The sequence below is a fragment of the Vibrio sp. 1402 genome, assembly GCF_033340275.1.
In genome coordinates this window covers 710,302-731,371 of sequence record NZ_JAWOWE010000001.1, presented here as the reverse complement: position 1 = coordinate 731,371, position 21,070 = coordinate 710,302, and the positions used below count along the sequence as shown (strand labels likewise).

General features: G+C 44.6%; 22 protein-coding genes. 10 read left to right on the top strand and 12 right to left on the bottom strand.

Features of this window, described 5'->3' with window-relative positions:
- The first annotated feature begins 84 nt into the window (after positions 1-84).
- On the top strand, positions 85-663 hold the full coding sequence (locus tag R7044_RS03185; protein WP_005374156.1) for a malate synthase: 579 nt from the start codon (positions 85-87) through the stop codon (positions 661-663).
- 90 nt (positions 664-753) lie between these two features.
- Here R7044_RS03185 and R7044_RS03180 read toward each other — a convergent pair whose 3' ends face one another.
- Positions 754-1,767 (bottom strand): GGDEF domain-containing protein, encoded by a 1,014-nt coding sequence (locus tag R7044_RS03180; protein ID WP_005374150.1) that lies wholly within the window; start codon positions 1,765-1,767, stop codon positions 754-756.
- Positions 1,768-2,116: 349 nt separating this feature from the next.
- Between R7044_RS03180 and R7044_RS03175 the strand changes: the two genes are divergently transcribed.
- Genes R7044_RS03175 through R7044_RS03165 form a run of 3 tightly spaced genes read left to right on the top strand, consistent with a single transcriptional unit; the run spans position 2,117 to position 5,720 of the window.
- Entirely contained in the window at positions 2,117-3,469 is a 1,353-nt protein-coding gene (locus tag R7044_RS03175) for a DASH family cryptochrome (protein WP_225455345.1), read from the top strand.
- Positions 3,469-5,013 (top strand): cryptochrome/photolyase family protein, encoded by a 1,545-nt coding sequence (locus R7044_RS03170; protein WP_017819731.1) that lies wholly within the window; start codon positions 3,469-3,471, stop codon positions 5,011-5,013. The genes R7044_RS03175 and R7044_RS03170 overlap by 1 nt, the downstream gene beginning before the upstream one ends.
- Positions 5,013-5,720: an SDR family oxidoreductase gene (locus tag R7044_RS03165; RefSeq protein ID WP_017819732.1), complete on the top strand. Its 708-nt coding sequence runs from the start codon at positions 5,013-5,015 to the stop codon at positions 5,718-5,720. Before R7044_RS03170 ends, R7044_RS03165 begins: the two co-directional genes overlap by 1 nt.
- Before the next feature lie 61 nt (positions 5,721-5,781).
- Here the strand turns inward: R7044_RS03165 and R7044_RS03160 are convergent, their stop codons facing one another.
- A complete protein-coding gene (locus tag R7044_RS03160) occupies positions 5,782-5,928 on the bottom strand; it encodes a DUF2256 domain-containing protein (protein ID WP_005374142.1) in 147 nt (48 codons plus the stop codon).
- Positions 5,929-5,961: 33 nt separating this feature from the next.
- A complete protein-coding gene (gene msrB, locus R7044_RS03155; RefSeq protein WP_005374134.1) occupies positions 5,962-7,104 on the bottom strand; it encodes a peptide-methionine (R)-S-oxide reductase MsrB in 1,143 nt (380 codons plus the stop codon).
- 202 nt (positions 7,105-7,306) lie between these two features.
- On the opposite strand from msrB, the gene R7044_RS03150 reads away from it, so the two are divergent.
- Together R7044_RS03150 and R7044_RS03145 are read left to right on the top strand one after the other, a co-directional pair.
- Entirely contained in the window at positions 7,307-7,705 is a 399-nt protein-coding gene (locus tag R7044_RS03150; protein WP_205391272.1) for an OsmC family protein, read from the top strand.
- 129 nt (positions 7,706-7,834) lie between these two features.
- A complete protein-coding gene (locus R7044_RS03145; protein ID WP_042523386.1) occupies positions 7,835-8,389 on the top strand; it encodes a sugar O-acetyltransferase in 555 nt (184 codons plus the stop codon).
- Between the two features lie 87 nt (positions 8,390-8,476).
- Here R7044_RS03145 and R7044_RS03140 read toward each other — a convergent pair whose 3' ends face one another.
- The 5 genes from R7044_RS03140 to R7044_RS03120 all read right to left on the bottom strand — a co-directional run bounded on the left by R7044_RS03140 (position 8,477) and on the right by R7044_RS03120 (position 12,444).
- Positions 8,477-8,857, bottom strand: coding sequence for a hypothetical protein (locus R7044_RS03140; protein ID WP_005374128.1), 381 nt, complete (start codon positions 8,855-8,857; stop codon positions 8,477-8,479).
- A complete protein-coding gene (locus R7044_RS03135) occupies positions 8,845-9,039 on the bottom strand; it encodes a hypothetical protein (RefSeq protein ID WP_225455344.1) in 195 nt (64 codons plus the stop codon). Before R7044_RS03135 ends, R7044_RS03140 begins: the two co-directional genes overlap by 13 nt.
- A 1,317-nt stretch (positions 9,040-10,356) precedes the next feature.
- Complete coding sequence (locus R7044_RS03130) at positions 10,357-11,043, bottom strand: helix-turn-helix transcriptional regulator (RefSeq protein WP_025547493.1); 687 nt, start codon at positions 11,041-11,043, stop codon at positions 10,357-10,359.
- A 47-nt stretch (positions 11,044-11,090) separates the two neighbouring features.
- Positions 11,091-11,405, bottom strand: coding sequence for a hypothetical protein (locus tag R7044_RS03125; protein WP_029795225.1), 315 nt, complete (start codon positions 11,403-11,405; stop codon positions 11,091-11,093).
- 115 nt (positions 11,406-11,520) lie between these two features.
- Positions 11,521-12,444: a LysR family transcriptional regulator gene (locus R7044_RS03120; RefSeq protein WP_005384329.1), complete on the bottom strand. Its 924-nt coding sequence runs from the start codon at positions 12,442-12,444 to the stop codon at positions 11,521-11,523.
- Positions 12,445-12,582: 138 nt separating this feature from the next.
- Between R7044_RS03120 and yjjG the strand changes: the two genes are divergently transcribed.
- On the top strand, positions 12,583-13,257 hold the full coding sequence (yjjG, locus tag R7044_RS03115) for a pyrimidine 5'-nucleotidase (RefSeq protein ID WP_140293742.1): 675 nt from the start codon (positions 12,583-12,585) through the stop codon (positions 13,255-13,257).
- Positions 13,258-13,308: 51 nt separating this feature from the next.
- Positions 13,309-13,848 carry an NUDIX domain-containing protein gene (locus tag R7044_RS03110; RefSeq protein ID WP_017635078.1) on the top strand — a complete coding sequence of 180 codons (540 nt, stop codon included), beginning with the start codon at positions 13,309-13,311 and terminating at the stop codon, positions 13,846-13,848.
- A 79-nt stretch (positions 13,849-13,927) separates the two neighbouring features.
- Here the strand turns inward: R7044_RS03110 and R7044_RS03105 are convergent, their stop codons facing one another.
- The 4 genes from R7044_RS03105 to R7044_RS03090 form a co-directional block, all read right to left on the bottom strand.
- Positions 13,928-14,362, bottom strand: a complete 435-nt coding sequence (locus R7044_RS03105) for a hypothetical protein (RefSeq protein WP_213866855.1) — start codon at positions 14,360-14,362, stop codon at positions 13,928-13,930.
- A gap of 20 nt (positions 14,363-14,382) precedes the next feature.
- Positions 14,383-14,934, bottom strand: a complete 552-nt coding sequence (locus R7044_RS03100) for a YtfJ family protein (protein ID WP_213866856.1) — start codon at positions 14,932-14,934, stop codon at positions 14,383-14,385.
- A gap of 79 nt (positions 14,935-15,013) precedes the next feature.
- Positions 15,014-15,733 carry a carbonic anhydrase gene (locus R7044_RS03095; protein WP_225455343.1) on the bottom strand — a complete coding sequence of 240 codons (720 nt, stop codon included), beginning with the start codon at positions 15,731-15,733 and terminating at the stop codon, positions 15,014-15,016.
- Positions 15,734-15,811: 78 nt separating this feature from the next.
- Positions 15,812-17,155, bottom strand: coding sequence for an OmpP1/FadL family transporter (locus R7044_RS03090; RefSeq protein WP_005497916.1), 1,344 nt, complete (start codon positions 17,153-17,155; stop codon positions 15,812-15,814).
- A gap of 769 nt (positions 17,156-17,924) precedes the next feature.
- On the opposite strand from R7044_RS03090, the gene R7044_RS03085 reads away from it, so the two are divergent.
- Positions 17,925-19,100, top strand: coding sequence for an efflux RND transporter periplasmic adaptor subunit (locus R7044_RS03085; RefSeq protein WP_005384341.1), 1,176 nt, complete (start codon positions 17,925-17,927; stop codon positions 19,098-19,100).
- A gap of 1 nt (position 19,101) precedes the next feature.
- A complete protein-coding gene (locus R7044_RS03080; RefSeq protein ID WP_025768038.1) occupies positions 19,102-21,066 on the top strand; it encodes a MacB family efflux pump subunit in 1,965 nt (654 codons plus the stop codon).
- Positions 21,067-21,070: the final 4 nt, after the last annotated feature.

Here is a 21,070-nt window from a genome sequence, read left to right as displayed (position 1 = left end):
TCCACTTCACAGAATTGCCTGAAACTTAAATAAAGGATTTAAGTTTTTACTCTAGGACGAGTTTTTAAGTGCGAGGATATGACGATGAATATGCTGAACTTCGATAAAAAAGAGATGCAACAACAACAACGCCCATTTATCGCTGAAGCCGTATTTGCCGTCGAAGCGGTAAGTGCTGAGCAGCAGAGTGAGAAACAAGTAAAAGCGAAGCAACTGCTTGACCGCATGTTCCCATTGGAGAACGGGTCGCACCAAGATGTATCAAGTTACGTGATTGATTACCGCCATGTTTTGGCTTATTTCAAAGACGGTACACACAGCGGCCTGAAAAGCCCAAAACACTTCGTGGCGTACACTGGTGAAAAGGAAGATCCAAAATCGATTTTGTTTAAAGATGATTCGGGCAATCATGTAGAAGTGCTGTTTGGCTGTCATAAAGGCACTGGTTGCGTGGAATTAGTGGACATTGATGATATTCAATTGGAAACTCGCACGACGTTTCATCCTGAACTAACTGGCAATGCACCAACCGCGATGCGCCATTGGATAAGTCTAATCAAAGGCGACAAAAAAGGTAAGCCGATGGCATGCAGTGAAGATAAAGAATATACCGCAAAAAATGGTGACGACTACATTCTAAGTTACTGTTACAGCGTCGATTAAGATACTCATGATTGGATACAAAAACCCCGCACTTTACAGCGCGGGGTTTTCTTTTTTATCATAAAAGTCGTTTTCGCTTAGCCAGTTTATTTAAATTGGCATCACGCGGTTACGACCGAGTTGTTTTGCTTCATAAAGCTGTTTATCGGCTTTATTGATTAAGGCTTCAGGCGTATCACCCGGCTCAAATTCTGCTACCCCAAAAGAAGCGGTAATGCTGTGAACTTGTGTGCCTGAGCGCTTATCTCTGATACGCAGTTTTTCTATCATCCGGCGTAGTGTGTCTGCATATTGGCGAGCAATTCGCAGAGATTTGTTAGGTACAATTAACGCGAATTCTTCACCACCAAAACGGTACGCACATATCCCATCTCGACAGCTTTGTTGTAGCCGGCGGGCAATGGCTTTTAATACTGTATCGCCAAAAAGGTGCCCGTAATTGTCGTTAAATGATTTGAAATGATCGATATCAAGCATGATCAAGGTCATTGCCTGATTTGATGCAATAAGTGAAGAGAGATCTTTGTCAAATGCTCGGCGGTTGTATAGGTTTGACAAACCATCGAACAACGCATCTTGCTGTACTTCAGCCAGTTGGTTTTTGAGGCGAGAAATTTCTTCACTCGCGTTGGTCAATTGGCTATTCAAAAACTTTGTTGAGTGACGAATTTCGTGTGACTCTGCGACCAGTTGACGAATCACTACCATCACTTCTTCAATGCTTAGGCTATTGTCCTCAACTTTTTCCAGTTTATTAAAGCTTTTGTCTACCATCTCAGAAAAGGAGGAAGTATCTGAAATCGTATCGCTCATTGAACTGGATACTTCATGTAGCAGAACTTCTACATTGGTTCTAAGATCTTCAAGGCTGGTTTCTGCTTTGCTGGCCACATAGTTGTTGTAAAGCTGTTTATTGGTTGCTGGCGGGCAAATACCGTAGTTTTCTAACACCGTGTCTAACTCAAAGTTGAGTTCTGGAATGGTCTTGTCAACGTAGGTATACCAAAGCGCGTAGTTGGCTGGCGTGGCAGCAACATGGTTTTTGATCATCAGTGGGACCGCTTTTTTTAAATTAGCGGTTGATTTCTTAAACTCGTCGGTCATTTCTGCGATGGTACTAGCAAAATGGGATTGGGCTTAGATTAACGGATATTAACTAATGTCGCTTTAATTTTTATCACTTTTGCATGGTTTATATAGAAAATGAGTGATTAAGATCGTGATCAATACCGTTGGATTCAAATTTTATAAAATATCAGTATGAAACATGTACAGGAATTTGGTGGTATTGCGTGTTTTGAGATATCCAGCAAATGAATTCCGTGTGAACGTTAGTAACCTAATGATCGTCAAACTCTCGTTTTCGTATAAAAGCAAGTAAATCAAAAGGCTTAACGTCAGGGTCTCCGTGAAAAGAACTCGTAGACGAAGAATTAACATCTGAGGGTGCGAATTGAAAAAGAAAATAGGACTTTATTGGTTCACGAACGACTTGCGATTGCACGACAACCCACTGTTGAAAAGCGCCAGTGTAGAAATGGACGAGTTAATTTGCTTGTATTGCTACCCTTCAATGACGCCTTACTTGCATCACTTTGCGCAGGAAGCCTCTTTCGGGCGCGCGAAATTGCAGTTTCTCGACTCATCGCTTAGTGAACTCAATCAATCTTTGAATCACCTTGGTCAGCGATTATGGGCGGTTGAACTAACGCCCGATCAAGCAATCAAGTATGCTGTTAATCGCTTCGGCGTCACACATATATATGCTGACGCTTTTCCCGGTTCGGATGAGCAACAAGCGTTAGATCGCGCAGTTGAAGGCGCTTCTCATGTAAAAATAAAACAGCAAGCAATCCGGACCCTGTTAAGGGAAGAACAACTGCCATTTGACTTGAGCAAACTGCCTACGACTTTCACGCAGTTTAGAAAGCAAGTTGAAAGTTTAGACATCTCTCGGCCCCACGAGAGTATCCGTTCGTTACCTCCAATTCCTTTAGGTGTGAATCTGCCTTCCGTTACTGCATATTACTTTGACACAAAAGCTACGTTTCATGGTGGAGAAAGCCGCGGGCTTGAACATTGTCGCCAGTATTTTGCTTCCACACTAGCCAGTGAATACAAACAAACACGCAACGGTTTAGATGGCATGGATTACTCCACCAAGTTCTCTCCTTGGTTAGCTAATGGGTGCGTTTCTCCGAAAACCATTTATGCCATGTTGAAACGCTATGAAGCCGCGAATGGTGCAAATGATTCAACCTATTGGATTTATTTCGAGCTGCTTTGGCGTGAATACTTTTATTGGTATGCCCGTCGACACAAGCGACAGCTCTTCCGATTCGGTGGCATCCAAAATCGAGCACCACTCACCAGCTTTTACGCGCACCGTTTCCAACAATGGAAGAAAGGTGAAACGCCATTTCCTATCGTCAATGCGTGTATGCACCAACTTAATGAAACCGGTTATATGTCGAATCGTGGCAGACAGTTAGTCGCCAGTTGTTTGGTGCATGAACTTGGCCTCGATTGGCGTTATGGCGCGGCGTACTTTGAGTCACAACTGGTTGATTACGATGTGGCATCAAACTGGGGAAATTGGCAATACCTAGCGGGCGTTGGTGCTGATCCGCGTGGTTCACGACAATTCAACCTCGAAAAGCAAACCGAAATGTACGATCCGCACATGGAGTTCATCGATAGGTGGCAAGGTCGTTGTCCTGGCGCGCATTTGGATAGTGTAGACATGGTCGATTGGCCGATTGTGATGGGCAGCAGTGACAAAGCTTCGTCATCGGAGAAACCGTAATGCAATTTGAAACCGTACGATTGATCTTGGGCGATCAACTTAACAGTGAGCACTCTTGGTTTCAGCAACCTGATGAGCAAGTGCTTTACCTGATTGCGGAGCTCAAGCAAGAGAATACTTACGTCACGCATCATATTCAGAAAGTGTGTGCGTTCTTTTCTGCAATGGAACAGTTTGCAAAAGAGCGTCAGAGTGAAGGTCACCAAGTTCTGCACCTCACATTGGATGACACACAATCCTTCGACGATCTTGAGCAAGTCTTGCAACACTACGCGAGTGAAGTTGGTGCAAGTAAGTTTGAATATCAACGCCCGGATGAATACCGTCTGCTAGAGCAGTTAGCCAAATTAAAGCTTGATGGGGTCGTGACGCGTTGTGTCGATTCGGAGCACTTTTTGTTACCGTTTGAGGAAATAGAATCGCAGTTTCCTCAAGGCAAACACATCATGATGGAGCACTTTTACCGCCGTATGCGCAAGCGCTTCGACATCTTGATGCAAGACGGAAAGCCTATCGGCGGAAAATGGAATTACGATGCCAATAATCGTAACAAGCTCAAAGCCAAAGACATTGAACAACTTCCACAACCTTTGATGTTCAGTACCGACGTCCACGGCATTATTGAGCGGTTGGCAGAACATGACATCAAAACCATCGGAAACCTCGAAGGAGACTTGTTGTGGCCGATCAATCGCGCGCAAAGCCTCTCTTTACTCGCGCATTTCTGCCAAGTCTGTCTGCCGTTATTCGGACGTTTTCAAGATGCCATGACAGGCCAGCACGACGCTAAGTGGAGCTTGTATCACAGCCGAATTTCATTCTCGCTTAACAGCAAATTACTGCACCCGGGAGAAGTCATTGATGCTTCACTCAAGGCATTTCATTCCAACGCGGACATCGACATTTCTCAAGTTGAAGGGTTTATTCGCCAAATCTTAGGATGGCGAGAGTACATTCGAGGGGTCTATTGGGCGAACATGCCTCATTACCCGAAAAACAACGAATTGGGCGCAGAAAGAAAGCTGCCAGATTTCTTCTGGAATGGTGAAACTAAAATGGCTTGTATGCGCAATGCGATTGGGCAGTCCCTCGATTACGCCTACGCACACCACATCCAACGTTTGATGGTCACTGGTAACTTTTGCTTGCTAACCGAGATCGACCCAGATCAAGTGGATGAGTGGTATCTCGGTATCTATGTTGATGCGATTGAATGGGTCGAAATGCCGAACACACGTGGCATGGCATTGTTTGCGGATGGCGGCATTGTTGGCACCAAACCTTACGCGGCGAGTGGTTCTTACATCAACAAAATGAGCGACTACTGTAAGGGTTGCCATTACGACAATAAGGCGAGGAGTGGGGAAGGATCGTGTCCGTTTAACAGCCTTTATTGGCGCTTTATGAACAAACACGACAAGCGCCTCGCAGCCAATCCACGAATCGGGATGATTTTCCGCTCTTGGGACAACATGGAAGAACAACAACGCCAAGCGATTCTTGATACCGCAGAGCACTACATAGAAAACGTGGAGAACTTGTGATGGAAATACTCATCGTCGGTGGCAATGGTGGAATTGGTTTGGCGATGGTGAGAGAAGCCGCAGCTCGGTTCCCTCAAGCTCGCGTGCATGCCACTTATCGTAAGCAGCAACCAGATTGGCAACACCCAAATGTCGTTTGGCATCAAGTGGATGTATCGCAAGACGAGCAGGTAAAAGCGTTCAGTGAGCAGATTGAACACGTCGATTGGTTGGTGAACTGTGTTGGTATGTTGCACACCCAAGAGAAAGGTCCTGAGAAGAATCTTAGCTCGCTCGACGCAGACTTCTTTCAGCAAACCATCACGGTTAATACTTTGCCAAGTTTGCTGTTGGCGAAATACTTCACGCCCAAGCTAAAGCGCAGTACTGCACCCAAGTTTGCGACCATTTCGGCCAAAGTTGGCAGCATTAGCGATAATCAGTTAGGTGGTTGGTACAGCTATCGAGCATCGAAAGCCGCATTAAACATGTTCCTAAAAACCATGTCGATCGAATGGCAAAGAGTGGTCAAACATGGCACGGTGCTTTCACTTCACCCTGGCACCACAGATACCGCTTTGTCGGCACCTTTTCAAACCAATGTCCCAGAGGGAAAGTTGTTCACGCCAGAGCGAGTTGCTAAGGATTTATTAGGCTTGATAGAAAAAGCAACCCCGCAAGATAGCGGGGCGTTTTGGGCTTATGATGGGACGTTATTACCTTGGTAAGAGAACGCGTACAAACGTTAATACAAATGAAATAACATACTCCAGAGAGGGTCGGAGTGACCTACGTTTTCGTTGATTTATTTCTTCGGCAACGCTCAGAACAATAAACGATTTCCTCCCAATTTCGCGCCCACTTCTTTCTCCAAGAAAATGGGCGCTGACAGACCGGACAGACTTTCATGGGAAGGTTGGATTTAAAACCTTTCATCGCGCTGAATGTTCACTCCTAATTTGGTTAAAACTACTTATCAAATAGGTACAGGTAATCGCCGTAGCCTAAACTCGCCATCTTGTTCACAGGTACAAATTTCATCGCAGCAGAGTTCATACAATAGCGTAATCCCGTCGGCTTCGGACCATCTTTAAACACATGACCTAGGTGTGAATCACCAAACTTACTGCGGATCTCCGTTCTAGGGTAGAGCAGTTTATAATCGGTTTTCTCCACGATGTAACCCGGGTTAATTGGTCGAGTAAAGCTTGGCCAACCTGTGCCAGATTTGTATTTATCAGTAGAAGAAAATAGCGGTTCACCGGTCACAATATCCACATAAATTCCCGCTTCTTTGTTGTCCCAGTATTCATTATCAAACGGACGCTCCGTGCCTTCTTCTTGCGTCACGTAATACTGTAGCTCTGTTAAGTTTGATTTGATTTCAGACTGAGCAGGTTTACTGTACGCTTTCACTTTCGAAAGCAGCTTTTTTTCTTCAATCAACTGTCGAAGTGTTTTAGGACTTTCTTTTCGATCTTCACCAAATACTTCGTCGAGATATTTATCGCGACCTGATGCGTAGCGGTAGTATTTGTACTTCAAGCTACTCTTCTTGTAGTAATCCTGATGGTACGACTCCGCAGGGTAAAACTTTTCAAACTCGATCAGCTCTGTTTTCAACGGTTTTGGATAGATCATCGCCTTGTCGATTTCCATCATAAACTGCTTAGCAATCTGCTTTTGCTCCGCATTATGGTAGAAGATCGCTGGACGGTATTGAGGACCACGGTCAACAAATGAACCTTTATCGTCGGTAGGGTCGATATGACGGAAGAAGTAGTCCAGCACTTGCTCGTAGTTCACGACAGCAGGATCGTACTTCACCTCAATCACTTCAATATGACCAGATTTACCAGAAGAGACTTGGCGGTAAGTCGGGTTTTCAATATGACCACCTGAATAACCTGATACAACATCGATTACGCCGGGCAGTTGCTCTAAATCCGATTCTGTACACCAGAAACAACCGCCAGCTAGCGTTGCGATTCTTGTATTCTCTGAAGCCTTCAGCTTATCCATCGTATCGGCGGTACCTGTTTTACTCAATAGTAGAAACAAGACTGGAAGTGCGAAGGAGAAACCGGCCAATAACTTAGACATATTCTTCATAGCTACCTCATCGTTATTTTTGTAGAAAGTGTTACTTAAATAAAAAGTGTTACGTATAGAGAAAGGTAACCGAGCGAAAAAATTACAGTAATGTTGAAAATTCCGTTGCCCTTTTATGCGATAGAGCTAAAGTATCGACAAGAAACACACCGCTAGTAAGGGCAACGATGCCTTGAATAAGCGATGCTAAATGAGGTAAATCATGCAAGCTGAAGTTAAATGGATAGAAGATTTTAAATTCCTTGGGCAATCTCAGTCGGGCCACTCCGTAGTGATGGATGGCAATGGTGGTGCAACCGCACCAAGCCCAATGGAAATGGTACTAATGGCTGCTGGTGGCTGTAGCTCTGTCGATGTTGTTGATGGTTTGAAAACAGCAGGCCAAAAGGTTTCGTCAGTTAATGCTAAGCTAACCACAGAGCGTCGTAAAACCGCGCCGCGTATCTTTACGCAAGTGAATATCCACTTTGAAGTGTCAGGTGACGAGCTTGACCCAGAAGTCGTAGCAAAAGTGGCGGCTGACTCGCTAGAAAAATACTGCTCGGTTTGCTTAATGCTAGGTGAAGGTGTTGAGATGACCCACAGCTGGGAAATTGTGTAAGCCGACAGACTCCACAAAATATAAAAACAGGAAAGAGAAAAGTCCGGGCTTTTCTCTTTTTTTATTTCGCAGTTCACGTACCTTGTGAAGAATCTGAAAGCAGTAATTGCAGGTTGTAGGAGTCTTCCAGTGACAGAACTAGAAAAAATGATGTCTGGCCAGGTCTTTGATGGCATGGACAAAGAAATTGACGCCATTAGAAGCCATGCTCTTCAAGCACTTAGAGCGCTCAATAATAACACCGACGAAAGTCAGCGCGACGAATTGCAAAAGCAGCTATTTGGCAAGGTAGGCCGTTGTATTGTCCAGGCCCCTTTTCATTGTGAATTTGGTAAGACCATCGAAATAGGTGAAGAAACCTTTATCAACATGAACGTGGTCATGCTCGATGGTGCCAAAATTACCATCGGGAACCACGTGCTCATTGGACCGAGCGTGCAATTTTATACCGCTTCTCATTCTGTTGATTACCGCAGTCGCCGACGTTGGGAAACGTTTTGTAAACCCATCACGATTGAAGATGATGTGTGGATTGGCGGTAACTCCGTCATTAACCAAGGTGTAACAGTTGGCGCTCGTTCGGTTATTGCGGCGAACTCGGTAGTCAACCATGATGTGCCGCCAGATTGTCTATACGGAGGCACGCCAGCTAAGTTGATTCGTCGTCTCAACGAAGAAGAGTAGAGGTTAGTATGCAATAACTCTGGCGATTAGAGAGTTCAGACTGAGCTCTCTTCGTCGAGTACATCGTTATATTTTAATGTTAATTCCTCACTCAATTGCTAAAAGAACGGCACCAATTGATAAAGTCAGGGCAACGACAACAGAGTTAACAATGATAATACCCAGTAATAGAATCGACAAATAACGATACCATTTTGGTACTTCTCTAGAAATATTAGGTAATTTTCGCTTTTCACCTGAGCTAGGTTGAACGATTAAACGAACAAACATCAATGTTCGGAAAAATGCGTAAGGCCACCCTGTGAATAAAGAAAGCTCAAATTCATTAAAATATGGTTTTTTAAAATAGTTCCCAACAATCTCCTTCGGCATCAGAAAGTGCATGACACCGATAAAAATGGTTTGTAAGAAAATAATAATCACACCAGTCATTAAAGTGTAAAAAAGAAATGTGATTACTTGCTGCATATAGACTCTATTCCAGTACTAGCGACTAAGTTTGGCTTGCTTTCAATTGAGTTATAAAAGCTTTTTGCCACTTTACCGGATGCATAACCTACAGCCGTTGAACCGGCAGCGAGTACAATGGCAGTCCCCCAGCCAATAGGGTTTGATACTAAAAATAGACCGACTAACGCGCTGGTACCCATTCCTACAGCTGTGCTAGTTATTGACTCAACAAAAATTTCATTCTTTTCATGTTGGTCTTGTGTATTCGCAATCTGAATGCAGGAAGCCGTCAGACCAACACCGACTAAAACATGTCCGCCCACTTTAGATGCTTGAGCTATTTTATTCAGTTTTTCAGCTTGTTTAACTATATGAGCATTCGCAGGTAACCCTCGACTTCGAGCTATGCGGATAGACTCGTAAGCTTTTTATTATCAAGTGATAAATTTAGCCTTTCATATGGAGTACCATACATGTTTAATATAATTGATGATAAGTTATCATGAGTTTTTATCTTATACTCAAATAATCCCGACACAGAGCACCTCTAGCTAATAATTTGTTTGTGCAGATACTAACAAAAAACTATATTTAAAAAGTTTTATTTTTTGTATTCTAGACTTTCATTTTAAAAAGTTAAAAATTAGCTGATGTATTTATTATTTGTATGAAATTGTTAATGTGATTTTTTACATTTAAAGTGTGTTATTAAACTTGGTTGGATAAGTGAAGGTCATACATGATTTGCTAGTGATAAAAAACCTGCGATAAAAAATACAAGTGCTAACATTGTAGAGTTTATGATAATTACCCATATTATTATGAAGGATAATAGGCGGTACCACCTAGGCACCTCTTGGGATACATCGGGTAACTTTCGTTTTTTACCTGAGTTAGGTTGAACGATTAAACGAACAAACATCAATGTTCGGAAAAATGCGTAAGGCCAACCTGTAAATAGAGCTAGTTCGAAAGTGTTAAAATAAGGTTCTTTAAAGTAGCTATTGACAATGTCTTTTGGCATTAAAAGGTGCATGATACCTATAAAGAATGTTTGAAAAAAAATAACTAATACACCAGAGAACATTAAGTATCCAATAATGTTCCAGATCAATTGCATATTGCACCTATCCTTATAATAAACCGATGCTTTTTCAAAGGTTTTATCCTAATTTTTATCATGAAGAAATAAAGAGACTAACAGATAACCTATATCTTAGCTATGAATGTAAGGCCGTTTTGAAGGAGTGTCGAGAACGAAAATAAGAACTATTTTATTGATTTTTATGTAAATATAGTTGGTCGTGTATAAAATTGATAACGTGAAATGGCGAGATGTAAGCCTTGCACAACTAACAAAGGTTGGTTAAACAAGGCTAATAATCGGTTATGGATGAATAACGATTTGTTGCTCCTCTGTTAAAAATGAAACATTAGTTTAACTAAATGTGCCTTTCCAAATATCGCGCATTGAGCAGAGCAATGTAGAATCCTTGTGATGGAAGGATGAAGAACACTCAATCTTTCGATTCATACTGCGCAATATAATGTTTGAGAGATTTGGTTTCCGCACTCTGAAACTCTTCATCGTGCATACGCAGTGCTTGGATACGGTCGAGGCGGAACTGGCGGTAGTCATCGCGCAATTCGCACCAGGCGACCAGCGTCCAGACTTTGCCCCAAAAGAACTGGCCTAACGGTTGGATTTTTCTTTCGGTCACTTGTCCGCTTTCATCTTGGTAATCCAAACTGACCTTAAACTGATGATCAATCGCGTGGCGCAGAAGCTGCCCTCGTTTGGCAGTCTCGGATTGGGTGTGATAATCGGGCACAATCAGCGGACAATCTTCCACTTGTTGTTTGAGCTTATCGGGCAATACCGAAAGTATTTTGGTGGACGCAGAGTGAGACGCTTCGGCGAGTTCAACATCCGACCAGGCTCGAACCATCCGCATACCCAGTTCAAGCGCCATCATCTCTTTTTCTGAGAACATCAAAGGCGGCAGATGAGAGCCAGCTTGCAACAGGTAGCCAACACCTGCTTCACCTTGAATCGGAACACCAGAACTAAGCAACGACTGAACATCGCGATAAATCGTACGTTCGCTGACTTCCATTCTTTCTGCGAGCTCTTTCGCTGTCACGGCGTAACGCTTTGCGCGCAAAAGCGTCAGTAGCTCAAACAGTCGTTCTGATTTGCTCATGATGTTCCTTATCTAGACCTACTGGTTGTTAGTAGTAGTGTGGCTGATTACTTCTCTAGCTCACTGCACATTTTTAAGTTGTGATGTATAAGCTCGAAGCTTTCGCAGTCAATCATTGATAACAGAGGCTGAAATTCAGCGGCTTGCTTGAGCTGTTTTCCCGCCTGTTTTGCATCGTCCATTGAACGCCAGTAAATGATGTCTGTCCACACATCGTCCGTCGCTTCGTGACTGAGTGAGCGATACAAAAAGCCCGGCAGATTCTTCACAAACGTTTGTGACTGTTTGGCAGCGGCGATCACGTCTTGCTCTGTTGTGCCTGCGGTTAGACGAAATTGCACAGTTTCGATAACGGTTTCCATATTGTGATTCCTTATTGGTTTTGGCGGATTGCCTATTGAGTTCCAAATAAGGTTACGCGGATGGAATGTCAGAACATGTCAGTAGTGAAATCTCACTCACTTATCATCAATATGGTTATTTTTCTGGGCTGTTGTAACGATCCCAGTAAGGTAAATCTGTGCCGAGTTTTTCGCTGATAAAATCGATAAAGGCTCTTACTTTCAACGGCATGTGCTTGCGCTCAGGAAAAACCGCATAAATGGCGTGTTCTGGTAGAGAATACTCTTCCATCACCGGTTTTAGATTTCCTGCGGCAAAGTCTCTTCCTGCAATAAATGTTGGCAGTTGCGCAATGCCCGAACCTCTTAACAGCAACTGGCGAATGGCTTCGCTGTTATTGACGATAAAGTTTCCTTTTGGAAGCACCTTGTATTCGCTGCCGTTGTTGATGAACATCCATTCGACGCCGCCACGGAAATAGGAGTAGCGCAGGCAGTTGTGACTGACTAAATCACTTGGTTTTTGTGGTGTTCCAAACTCCGCTAAGTAATCTGGCGAGGCACAAAGCACACTTTTACAAGGGGCGAGGCGTTTTGCGATTAGATTGGAAGAGGTGAGTTCACCAATACGGATCCCCAAATCAAAACCGTCTTTAACCAAATCGACCATTTTGTCTTCGAGGTTTAAATCCACTTCAATTTTCGGGTAACGAGCGAGAAACTCGCTGATCAAAGGCGCGATATGCAGCACACCGAAAGACATCGGCACGGTAATTTTGAGCCGACCTTGTGGAGAGCCTTGCAGTTCAGATACCGCGTCTACGCCTTGCTGGGCCAGATTGAGCGCTTGAGAAGCGTACTCAAAATAGCGTTCTCCCGCTTCGGTCAGGCTCAGCTTACGCGTAGTTCGGTTAAGGAGACGAATGCCCAAATCGTCTTCTAGTTGGTTGATGCGTTTGCTGATCGCCGATTTCGTCAGATTCAGCTGTTTGGCCGCAAGGGAAAAGCTGCCGCATTCGACAACAGCAACAAAAACGGGCAGGGAGGCAATCGCGTTCACATCAATCTCCTATTATCGTGAAGCATTTATTGTTGAGCACAAGGATACAATTAATTTCCAATTATAGAGATTATCTTCAAGAAGAAAACAATCTAGACTATGCACCAGTATTACGACCTTGATTTTGGGAAGAAGAAAATGAAGTACGATTGGATCCTGTTTGACGCTGACGAAACCTTATTCCACTTTGATGCTTTCAAAGGTTTGCAGCTTATGTTTTCTCGCAAAGGCGTAGATTTTACTGAACAAGATTTTGCTCATTACCAAACCGTAAACAAACCGCTTTGGGTGGATTACCAAGACGGCAAAGTAACGGCAGATGAGCTAAAACATAAGCGTTTTATCGAGTGGGCTGAGAAGCTGAATACCACAACAGCAGATCTCAATAGCGCATTTTTAGAAGCAATGGCCGATATTTGCAGCTTGTTGCCAGGTGCAAAAGAGCTGATGGAAGCGCTGCAAGGCAAAGCCAAAATGGGCATCATCACCAACGGTTTTACAGAGTTGCAAGCAATTCGCCTTGAGCGCACAGGGATGACTGAGTACTTCGATAAAGTGGTGATCTCTGAACAAGTGGGCGTAGCAAAACCGGACTTAGGTATTTTTGAATACGCGATGCAGCAAATGGGCAACCCATGCAAAACGCGCGTACTGATGGTGGGTGACAACCTGCATTCCGATATTCTGGGTGGTAATAATTTTGGTATTGAAACTTGCTGGTTAAATACCACAGGCGCAAGCGTCGATGAGCGTATCGCACCAAATTACACCGTTGAGTCTTTGAGTGAACTAAAGAACATTTTGGTGGCGTAACCGAATCGGGTATTATTCCGTAGTAACCCTCAGAAAAATCAAGGAATAATCATGTCAGATATCAAACAGCTAGACAGCAAAGTCGTTTACCAGAATAAGTGGATGACGGTGCGTGAGGACAAAATTTTACGTCCGAGCGGCGCAGAGGGCATCTATGGTGTGGTCGACAAACCTGATTGTGCTGCGATTCTGGCTATCGATAACGGGATGATTCACTTGGTTCAGCAGTACCGTTACACCGTAGGTCAACGTTGTTGGGAGATCCCACAAGGGGCGTGGGAATCAAACCCAGATGCGGATCATCTTGAGCTTGCCAAAGGCGAGCTGCGTGAAGAAACGGGCATGCAGGCGAGCGCTATGGCGTATGTCGGCGCGCAGTTTATCGCATACGGCTTTTTGAATCAGACATGTCACGTCTACTTCGCCACTGATTTAACGGACGTGGGCAATCAACTCGACAGTGAAGAAGAGGATTTGATCACTCGCGCTTTTTCTGTTGAGGAGTTCGAACAGATGATGATCGACGGCACGATCAAAGATTGTGTCACCATCGCCGCTTATGGTTTGGCGAAGCTGAAGAAATTCATTTAGTTATCCATGACGATTTTTTAGTGAAAACAGCGGCCTAGTGCCGCTGTTTTTAGTTTGGGTGAGCTCGTTGAGCCATTGCTTACTCGTCGATTTTCTTACCTAAGATTTCCACTTGCGCTTTTTTGGTCACCCCCGCGACTTGCAGCGCAGTGCTGCCAACCGATTCATAGTTCAACTCGATTTTGTCTAACTTCGCGTTATCTTTTGTTGGTAGGCTTAAACTTCTTGATGACATGCCTTTAGTCAGAACACCTAAACTGTCGAACGTCTTTTCCTGACCATCTTTCATGATTACTTTAACGCTTTTCAGATCGACCGTACCTTGCGTACATTTGATTTTGATGTGGCTAAAACGAGCGTTAGCAAATGGGGACAGTGGATTGACTGTGTCGGTTTCCGATTTAAAACTGACGGTCTTATCTGCAATCTTATCCCAATTGTTGTCTCCTGCAACCGATTGGAAAGAGGCTACAGCCGCTAAAAGACAGAGTGCGATGGTGTTGAACAGTTTCATAGCTTTTCCTTACCTTAGGTTTAGATATTCTGTTTAATCAGTTCGATGACGTGTGTGACTTCGTCTTGAGTTAAAGCCCCTTCTTTGACGAATAAAATTTCGCCTTGTTTATTTTGTACGATAATCGCAGAACTTTCTTGCTGTAGATCCCAAGTTGTTGCTAATACGCCATTTTTGTCTAACACCATGGAAGACCAAGAGAATGTCTTTTTGCTGTCCTCTGCCGACGATTTAACAAATGTACCGGCTCCCCAAATGGCGTCTTCTTGGTTGATCACGGTTGTGGTCTGATACTGATCTTCAGGAAAGTGAGCGGCAGTGATTGCTGACATCAGCGGCGCGTTCATCTCTTTGGCTTTACTACGACCTGCAATGGCTTGTATCACACGGACTTTGCCTAACATCTGCTGAGTTGCCCAAGGTTGATAAGCCACATCGTCTCCTTGCAGCGTCATTTCGCCATAGGTATCAATGCTGACGGAAGGGGTGGTTTGACCGACAGAAAGGTTATGAGAGAAGGCGAATGTCGGGGCGAGTGCGAGTAAGAGTGACAGAACAGATGGAGTTTTCATTGGGGGTTCCTGTAACGAAGTGAGGTTAGAGCGAATCAAAATAAGGGGCAAATACGATGCCCCTTATCGGATGTGGCGTTTAGTTAGAAAGTACAACGCGCGCATTTAGCGGTTGCAGCGGACGATTGTTTTGTCCCATGACTTCCATCAGTTTCGCGGCTTGATCTTTGGATAAGGTTTGAGTGTCTTTAAGCACAAACCAGCGCACACCTTCTGAACATGGCGGTGTGGTTAAAGAGCCGTTAAATCGATAGTGGTTTGCAGTTTTTGGCAGTAAGTCGTTAATCTCAAACGTATCTTTAAAGAACGTGGTTTGATTCTCTTGTGGGATTGCGTTGATCAGTTTAGACAGTGCTGCGTTTTGATCGCCAGCATCAAACATCACCGAAATTACCGCCAACTCGCCGTCTGCGTTGGCGTGTACAAAGTGCGCTTCAAGTGGATATTGGCGGCCTTTGATTTGGTTTTCTGATGGTGTGTGGAAATGGAACTGTTGCAGCTCGAACGTCTCGCCATCGATGGTGAAGCTGTTACGTCCGTTCACTTGCGCTTGCAGCGTATGACCATTGTTGGTTAAACCAATGACCTGACCAGTGTACGAAAGGTTCAGTGCTTCCAGTTTTGCATCGGCTGGGTTGTCGATGTTGATTGGGCTTTGGTTTTTCGTGGTTGCGCAGTCTTTGGCGATTTTTCCCCAGTGCTCTGGCCCGTGTTTGTCATTGCCATAGCCCCATTCCGAAGCCTGAGCTGCGCTTAGAGTGAGAAGTGAGAGTGAAAAAGAAAGTAGTGTTTTGTTCATAATAATGTCTCTGTTCGGTCGCTTCGATAAGCGTTGTTACAAGGCAATGACCTAGAGGTTTGATCACTGCCTGACAAATTAGAAACGGTGGCTGAGTTGGGCACCAATTAGGAACGCATTTGAATGGGTCACGCCCGTCACCATAGGTGCAGGAACACCTTCATACGCGTACTCTTCTACGTTGACATCTTCACCAATCAAGTACGTCATGCCGATGTCAACCGTGGTATCTGATGACCATTGGTAAGATGCGCCCGCAGATAACCAGTGACGGTTCGAATCTGGAATAGAAAGCGAAGTCAGCTCATCGACAGGTGTTTTGTCGAACATGTAACCCGTGCGAAGTGTCCAACGTTCATTGGCGTACCAAGTCGCACCGATGGAGTAGTGCGCGGAGTCTTGCCACTGAAAATCTTTTAGCAACTGATCATCAGCTTTCAAGCTGTCAAATGCTGACCAACCAATCCACTGCACAGAATAGTGCAGGGCAAATTTAGGTAAGACGCGGTGATAACCGGAAAACTCCGCAATATCCGGTAGCGGCATAGCAAGCGAGTCGTACGATTCGCCAGCAAAGTGGATGTCGCCCTTGGCATCTATGTTAGGGCTGTGCTTGTAGCTTAAACCTAAGCGATGACGTTCGTTAAACTCGTACATCATGCCAATGTTCGCGCCAAGCCCAATGCCGCCAGCTTCCACATCAAGTGCGTTGCCTTTTACGGATCCACAGCGTTGTTCTAGTTCGTTTCCAAGTATGTTCCCACCAACGCAAACACCCACGTCCATATCGCGGTACAGCTCACCAGAGCCGTAAATCACATCAATACCACCACCGATACTAAAACGGTCGTTCACCTTGTATGCCAAGCTTGCGCCAAGGTTGACACTCGCTACGCTGGTGACACCGCCAAAAACAGGTGCGCCATAGTTTGGTTTAAACTCCATGTCGGTTCCGAAGTTGGAATATGCCGATAAGCCTAGATACCAGTCGTCGTTGATAGGGTGAATAAAGTAAAAATTGGGTACAACGGCTGGTTGACCAACGCCATCGACGTCATCAATGTCGGTCACGGTTTGAGAGAAGGACGGGGTAATGTCAACTTGAGGGGACGGAGGAAAACCGCCCATACCAACATTGACATCTGCATTAATGTTAGCTCGATGATATTGCGCATTTTTAACGGTAACGTCAGGTTTGACGTAAGTGACACCGAACGATAAGGCATTTTGTTTAAACAGCGTCATCGCTGCGGCGTTGCGGCTGACTACAGATGCATTATCACCAATGACGGCATCACCAGCAAAAGCACGACCAAGACCCGTCGCAGAATGTTCGTTAATTTGAAAACCACCGGCATACGCCGTCGAGGAGGCTAACCCGATTAATAAATAAATCGGTGAAAGAGTTAATTGTCGCTGCATGTTTTTCTCATGAATTAATTAGAAGTTGTATTGCAACTAAAATTAGTAAAATAAACAAATCTGACCAGTGTATTTAAGAGTAAAACTAACAGTGTGCTGACAATAAGTAAATTTAACTTAATAAATATTTATTGTTGAATTTATTAATGCTTCATGGCGTGAATATAGTAGTTATTTAAGTGTAAATTAAACCCTGAACCTCTATTTTTATTTTTGCGGTATTACTTCTCTATTTTTATTGTGCTGACTGTTCCCTAACAAATAGAGGGAAATCCAGCGATAAAGTGTCCGTGATGGAAACTCTGAGTCATTTGTATTTCCATTGCATCCCAACGTTGGTAGTTCGAATCAGCAAGAGAACTATCGTTTTAAACCCACATGACACACCCCTCTCGGTCTTACCTGTGTTATGTGGGTATTTTTTATTTAACTTGTCACTTAACTCCTCTTTAAATTCAATCATCAAAATGGCCATCATGAAATTTAAATTAATGGAATGTTGAATAATTTTGGATTTTACTGGTTTGTTAGTATTTAAAAGTTTTGTTTATAATACTTATAACTTGAATTTATATATTAAAAATGGTCTTTGTTATATGTATTGAATGATAAAGTTTTGAAGTGACTATAATATCTCTGATTTTTCACGTTAGTGAAGTTATTCATTCAGTTTCTTGACGTTAATTTACCTATCTTTACGTCTCGTACCCTGTACGGCTAAGACAAATAGCAGTATAAAATCAAAACGATTATTTACTTCACTCCTGCTATGAAACTCAATAAAAAATGGCTCGTTTTGTGTGGCCTACTTGCTATTGGTGCTGGTGGTTATCATTATCTGCAACGTCCAGAACCCATTTCTCCTTACGCGACAGAAGTCGTTCGCAAAGGCAATATCGAAAAGGCGGTATTAGCTAACGGCATGTTGCAAGCGTCCAAATTGGTGAATGTAGGTGCGCAAGTATCTGGGCAAATTCAACGCCTCGCTGTGAACTTAGGGGATGAGATAAAACAGGGGGACTTGATTGCACAGATTGACAGCCTGACTCAGCAAAACAGCCTCAAAGAAGCCCAAGCGTCTCTTAATAGTCTCAACGCTCAGTACCAGGCTAAGCAAGCGCAGATTAAACAAGCAAACTATGAATACGTGCGCCAAAAAGGCATGTTGGCAGCGAAAGCGAGCTCACGAGCTGATTACGAGAATGCCGAAGCGACGCTCGCCATCTACAAAGCCGAGTTAGCGCAACTGGATGCCGAAATCGAGAAAGCCAAAATCAACGTCGACAATGCGCAGTTAGATCTCGGTTACACCACCATCAACGCACCGATGGATGGCACGGTGGTCTACACCGCGGTGGAAGAAGGACAAACCGTAAACGCCAATCAAACCACGCCAACTATTATCGAGTTAGCCAAGTTAGATACGATGACAGTGAAAGCCGAAATTTCGGAAGCCGATGTGATTTTTGTTCACCCAGGCCAAACGGCGCTGTTCACCATTTTAGGCAAACCGAATCAGCAGTTTAAAGGCACATTGCGCGCCATTGAGCCGGGGCCAACCATCATGGATGGCGATGACAGCGATTTGAGCATTTCAGATAGCGACGCCATTTACTACAACGCTGTATTTGATGTGAAGAACCCGCAAGGTATTTTGCGCATCGGCATGACTGCGCAAGTTTCGATTGTCCTTGAGCAATCGGAAAATACCTTGATTGTCCCTTCACAAGTGCTGCAAAAATCTGGCGGCAAAGGCAACTATACCGTGCCAGTTCTTGAACAGGGCCAAGTGGTGCAAAAGCCCGTGACAGTGGGTATTAACAACAAAGTGAACGCAGAAATTCTCTCAGGTTTGAAGGAGGGCGACCAAGTTGTTCTTGGCAATGCCATGGATGGAGAATCATCAAGCCGAGGTGATCGTCGTCGACCTCCAATGAGGTTCTAATATGAGTGACGTGCTTTTAAAAGTTGAGGATTTAACTCGACGATTTGTCTCTGGCGACGAGTCGCTTACCGTGTTGAACCACATTAATTTAGAGATAAAACGCGGTGAAATGGTCGCGATCGTGGGGGCATCAGGCTCAGGTAAATCGACGCTGATGAATGTGCTCGGCTGCTTGGATAAACCGTCCAGCGGTCGATACTTCATTAATGGGCAAGATGTCTCGACGTTGGAATCTGATCAACTGGCGGAACTGCGCCGCGAGTATTTTGGCTTTATATTCCAGCGTTACCATCTGCTGGGGGATTTAACCGCGGTGGCAAACGTGGAAGTACCGGCGGTTTACGCGGGAGTTCCTCATCGTCAAAGAACGGATCGAGCGCAGTCGTTATTGGCTCGCTTAGGGCTGGAAGATCGTTTCACTCACAAGCCCAGCCAACTGAGTGGTGGCCAGCAACAGCGCGTGAGTGTTGCTCGTGCACTGATGAACGGCGGTGAGGTGATTCTCGCTGATGAGCCCACTGGCGCATTAGACAGTCACAGTGGGCAAGAGATGATGGCACTGCTTAAAGAGTTGCATCAACTTGGGCATACGGTCATCTTAGTGACTCATGATATGAACGTGGCGAACTTTGCGGATCGCATCATTGAAATCAAAGATGGTGAAATCATTGCAGATACGCCAAATGCACAAGTTGTAATCAATGAGCAAGCAGTACAGACACCGAGCACGTCTTTTCATCGCCCAGCGCAAGTCGCCAGTAAGTGGTGGAAGTGGGACAGTTTTATTGACGCGCTCAAAATGGCGCTGCTGGCGATGTCTAGCCACAGAATGCGCACGTTTTTGACCATGCTCGGCATCATTATTGGTATAGCCTCGGTGGTTTCCGTGGTGGCACTAGGTAATGGTTCACAACAGCAAATTTTGTCGAATATTTCATCCATGGGAACAAACACCATTGATGTCAGGCCGGGCAAAGGGTTTGGTGACCGCCGCTCCGGACGAGTGAAAACGCTAACCGCCGACGATGCTAAATCGTTGGAGAGTCTACCTTTTGTCGACAGTGTCACGCCGTCTTTATCCAACAGCTTAACCGTGCGTTACGCCAATCAGGATGCAACCGCGTCTGTGGAAGGGGTTGGGGAAGATTATTTCCGTGTGCGCGGTTATGAGATCGCCAAAGGTCAGTTTTGGGATGAAGAGAGCGTGAATTCGCTCGCCCAAGAAGCAGTGATTGATGACAACACCAGAAAGGAAATGTTTGCGGATAGAAATCCGATTGGTGAAGTGATTTTTCTTGGTTCATTGCCAGTGCGTATTGTGGGTGTCACGCAGAAAAAAGAAGACGCGTTTGGCAACAGCGACGCGCTGAAAATTTGGGTGCCATACACCACCATGTCGGGACGAATGATGGGACAACGCTACCTCAACGGCATTACTGTACGGATTGATGAGAACGCCCCAAGCGCAGCGGTAGAACAGAGCATCATCAACTTGTTAAAAATGCGCCACGGTACAGAAGATTTCTTCACGATTAACACTGACACCATTCGTCAGAGCATCGAGAAAACCACCGCAACCATGACGTTACTGATCTCAGCGATTGCGGTGATCTCCCTAATTGTCGGCGGAATTGGCGTAATGAACATCATGTTGGTGTCGGTGACAGAGCGCACGAAAGAGATCGGTGTACGAATGGCTGTGGGTGCGCGGCAAGCGGATATTTTGCGTCAGTTTTTGATTGAAGCGGTACTAGTGTGTTTGTGTGGTGGCATTGCTGGTATTGGCTTGGCGTTTTTGATTGGTTTTGCATTCAGTACATCTGGCAGCAGCTTCCAAATGATTTACTCAATGAACTCGATCATCTGGGCGTTTATTTGCTCAACGTTGATTGGCATCGCTTTCGGCTTTTTACCCGCTCGCAATGCCGCCAAACTCGATCCGATAGAAGCGCTAGCGAGAGACTAAAAAT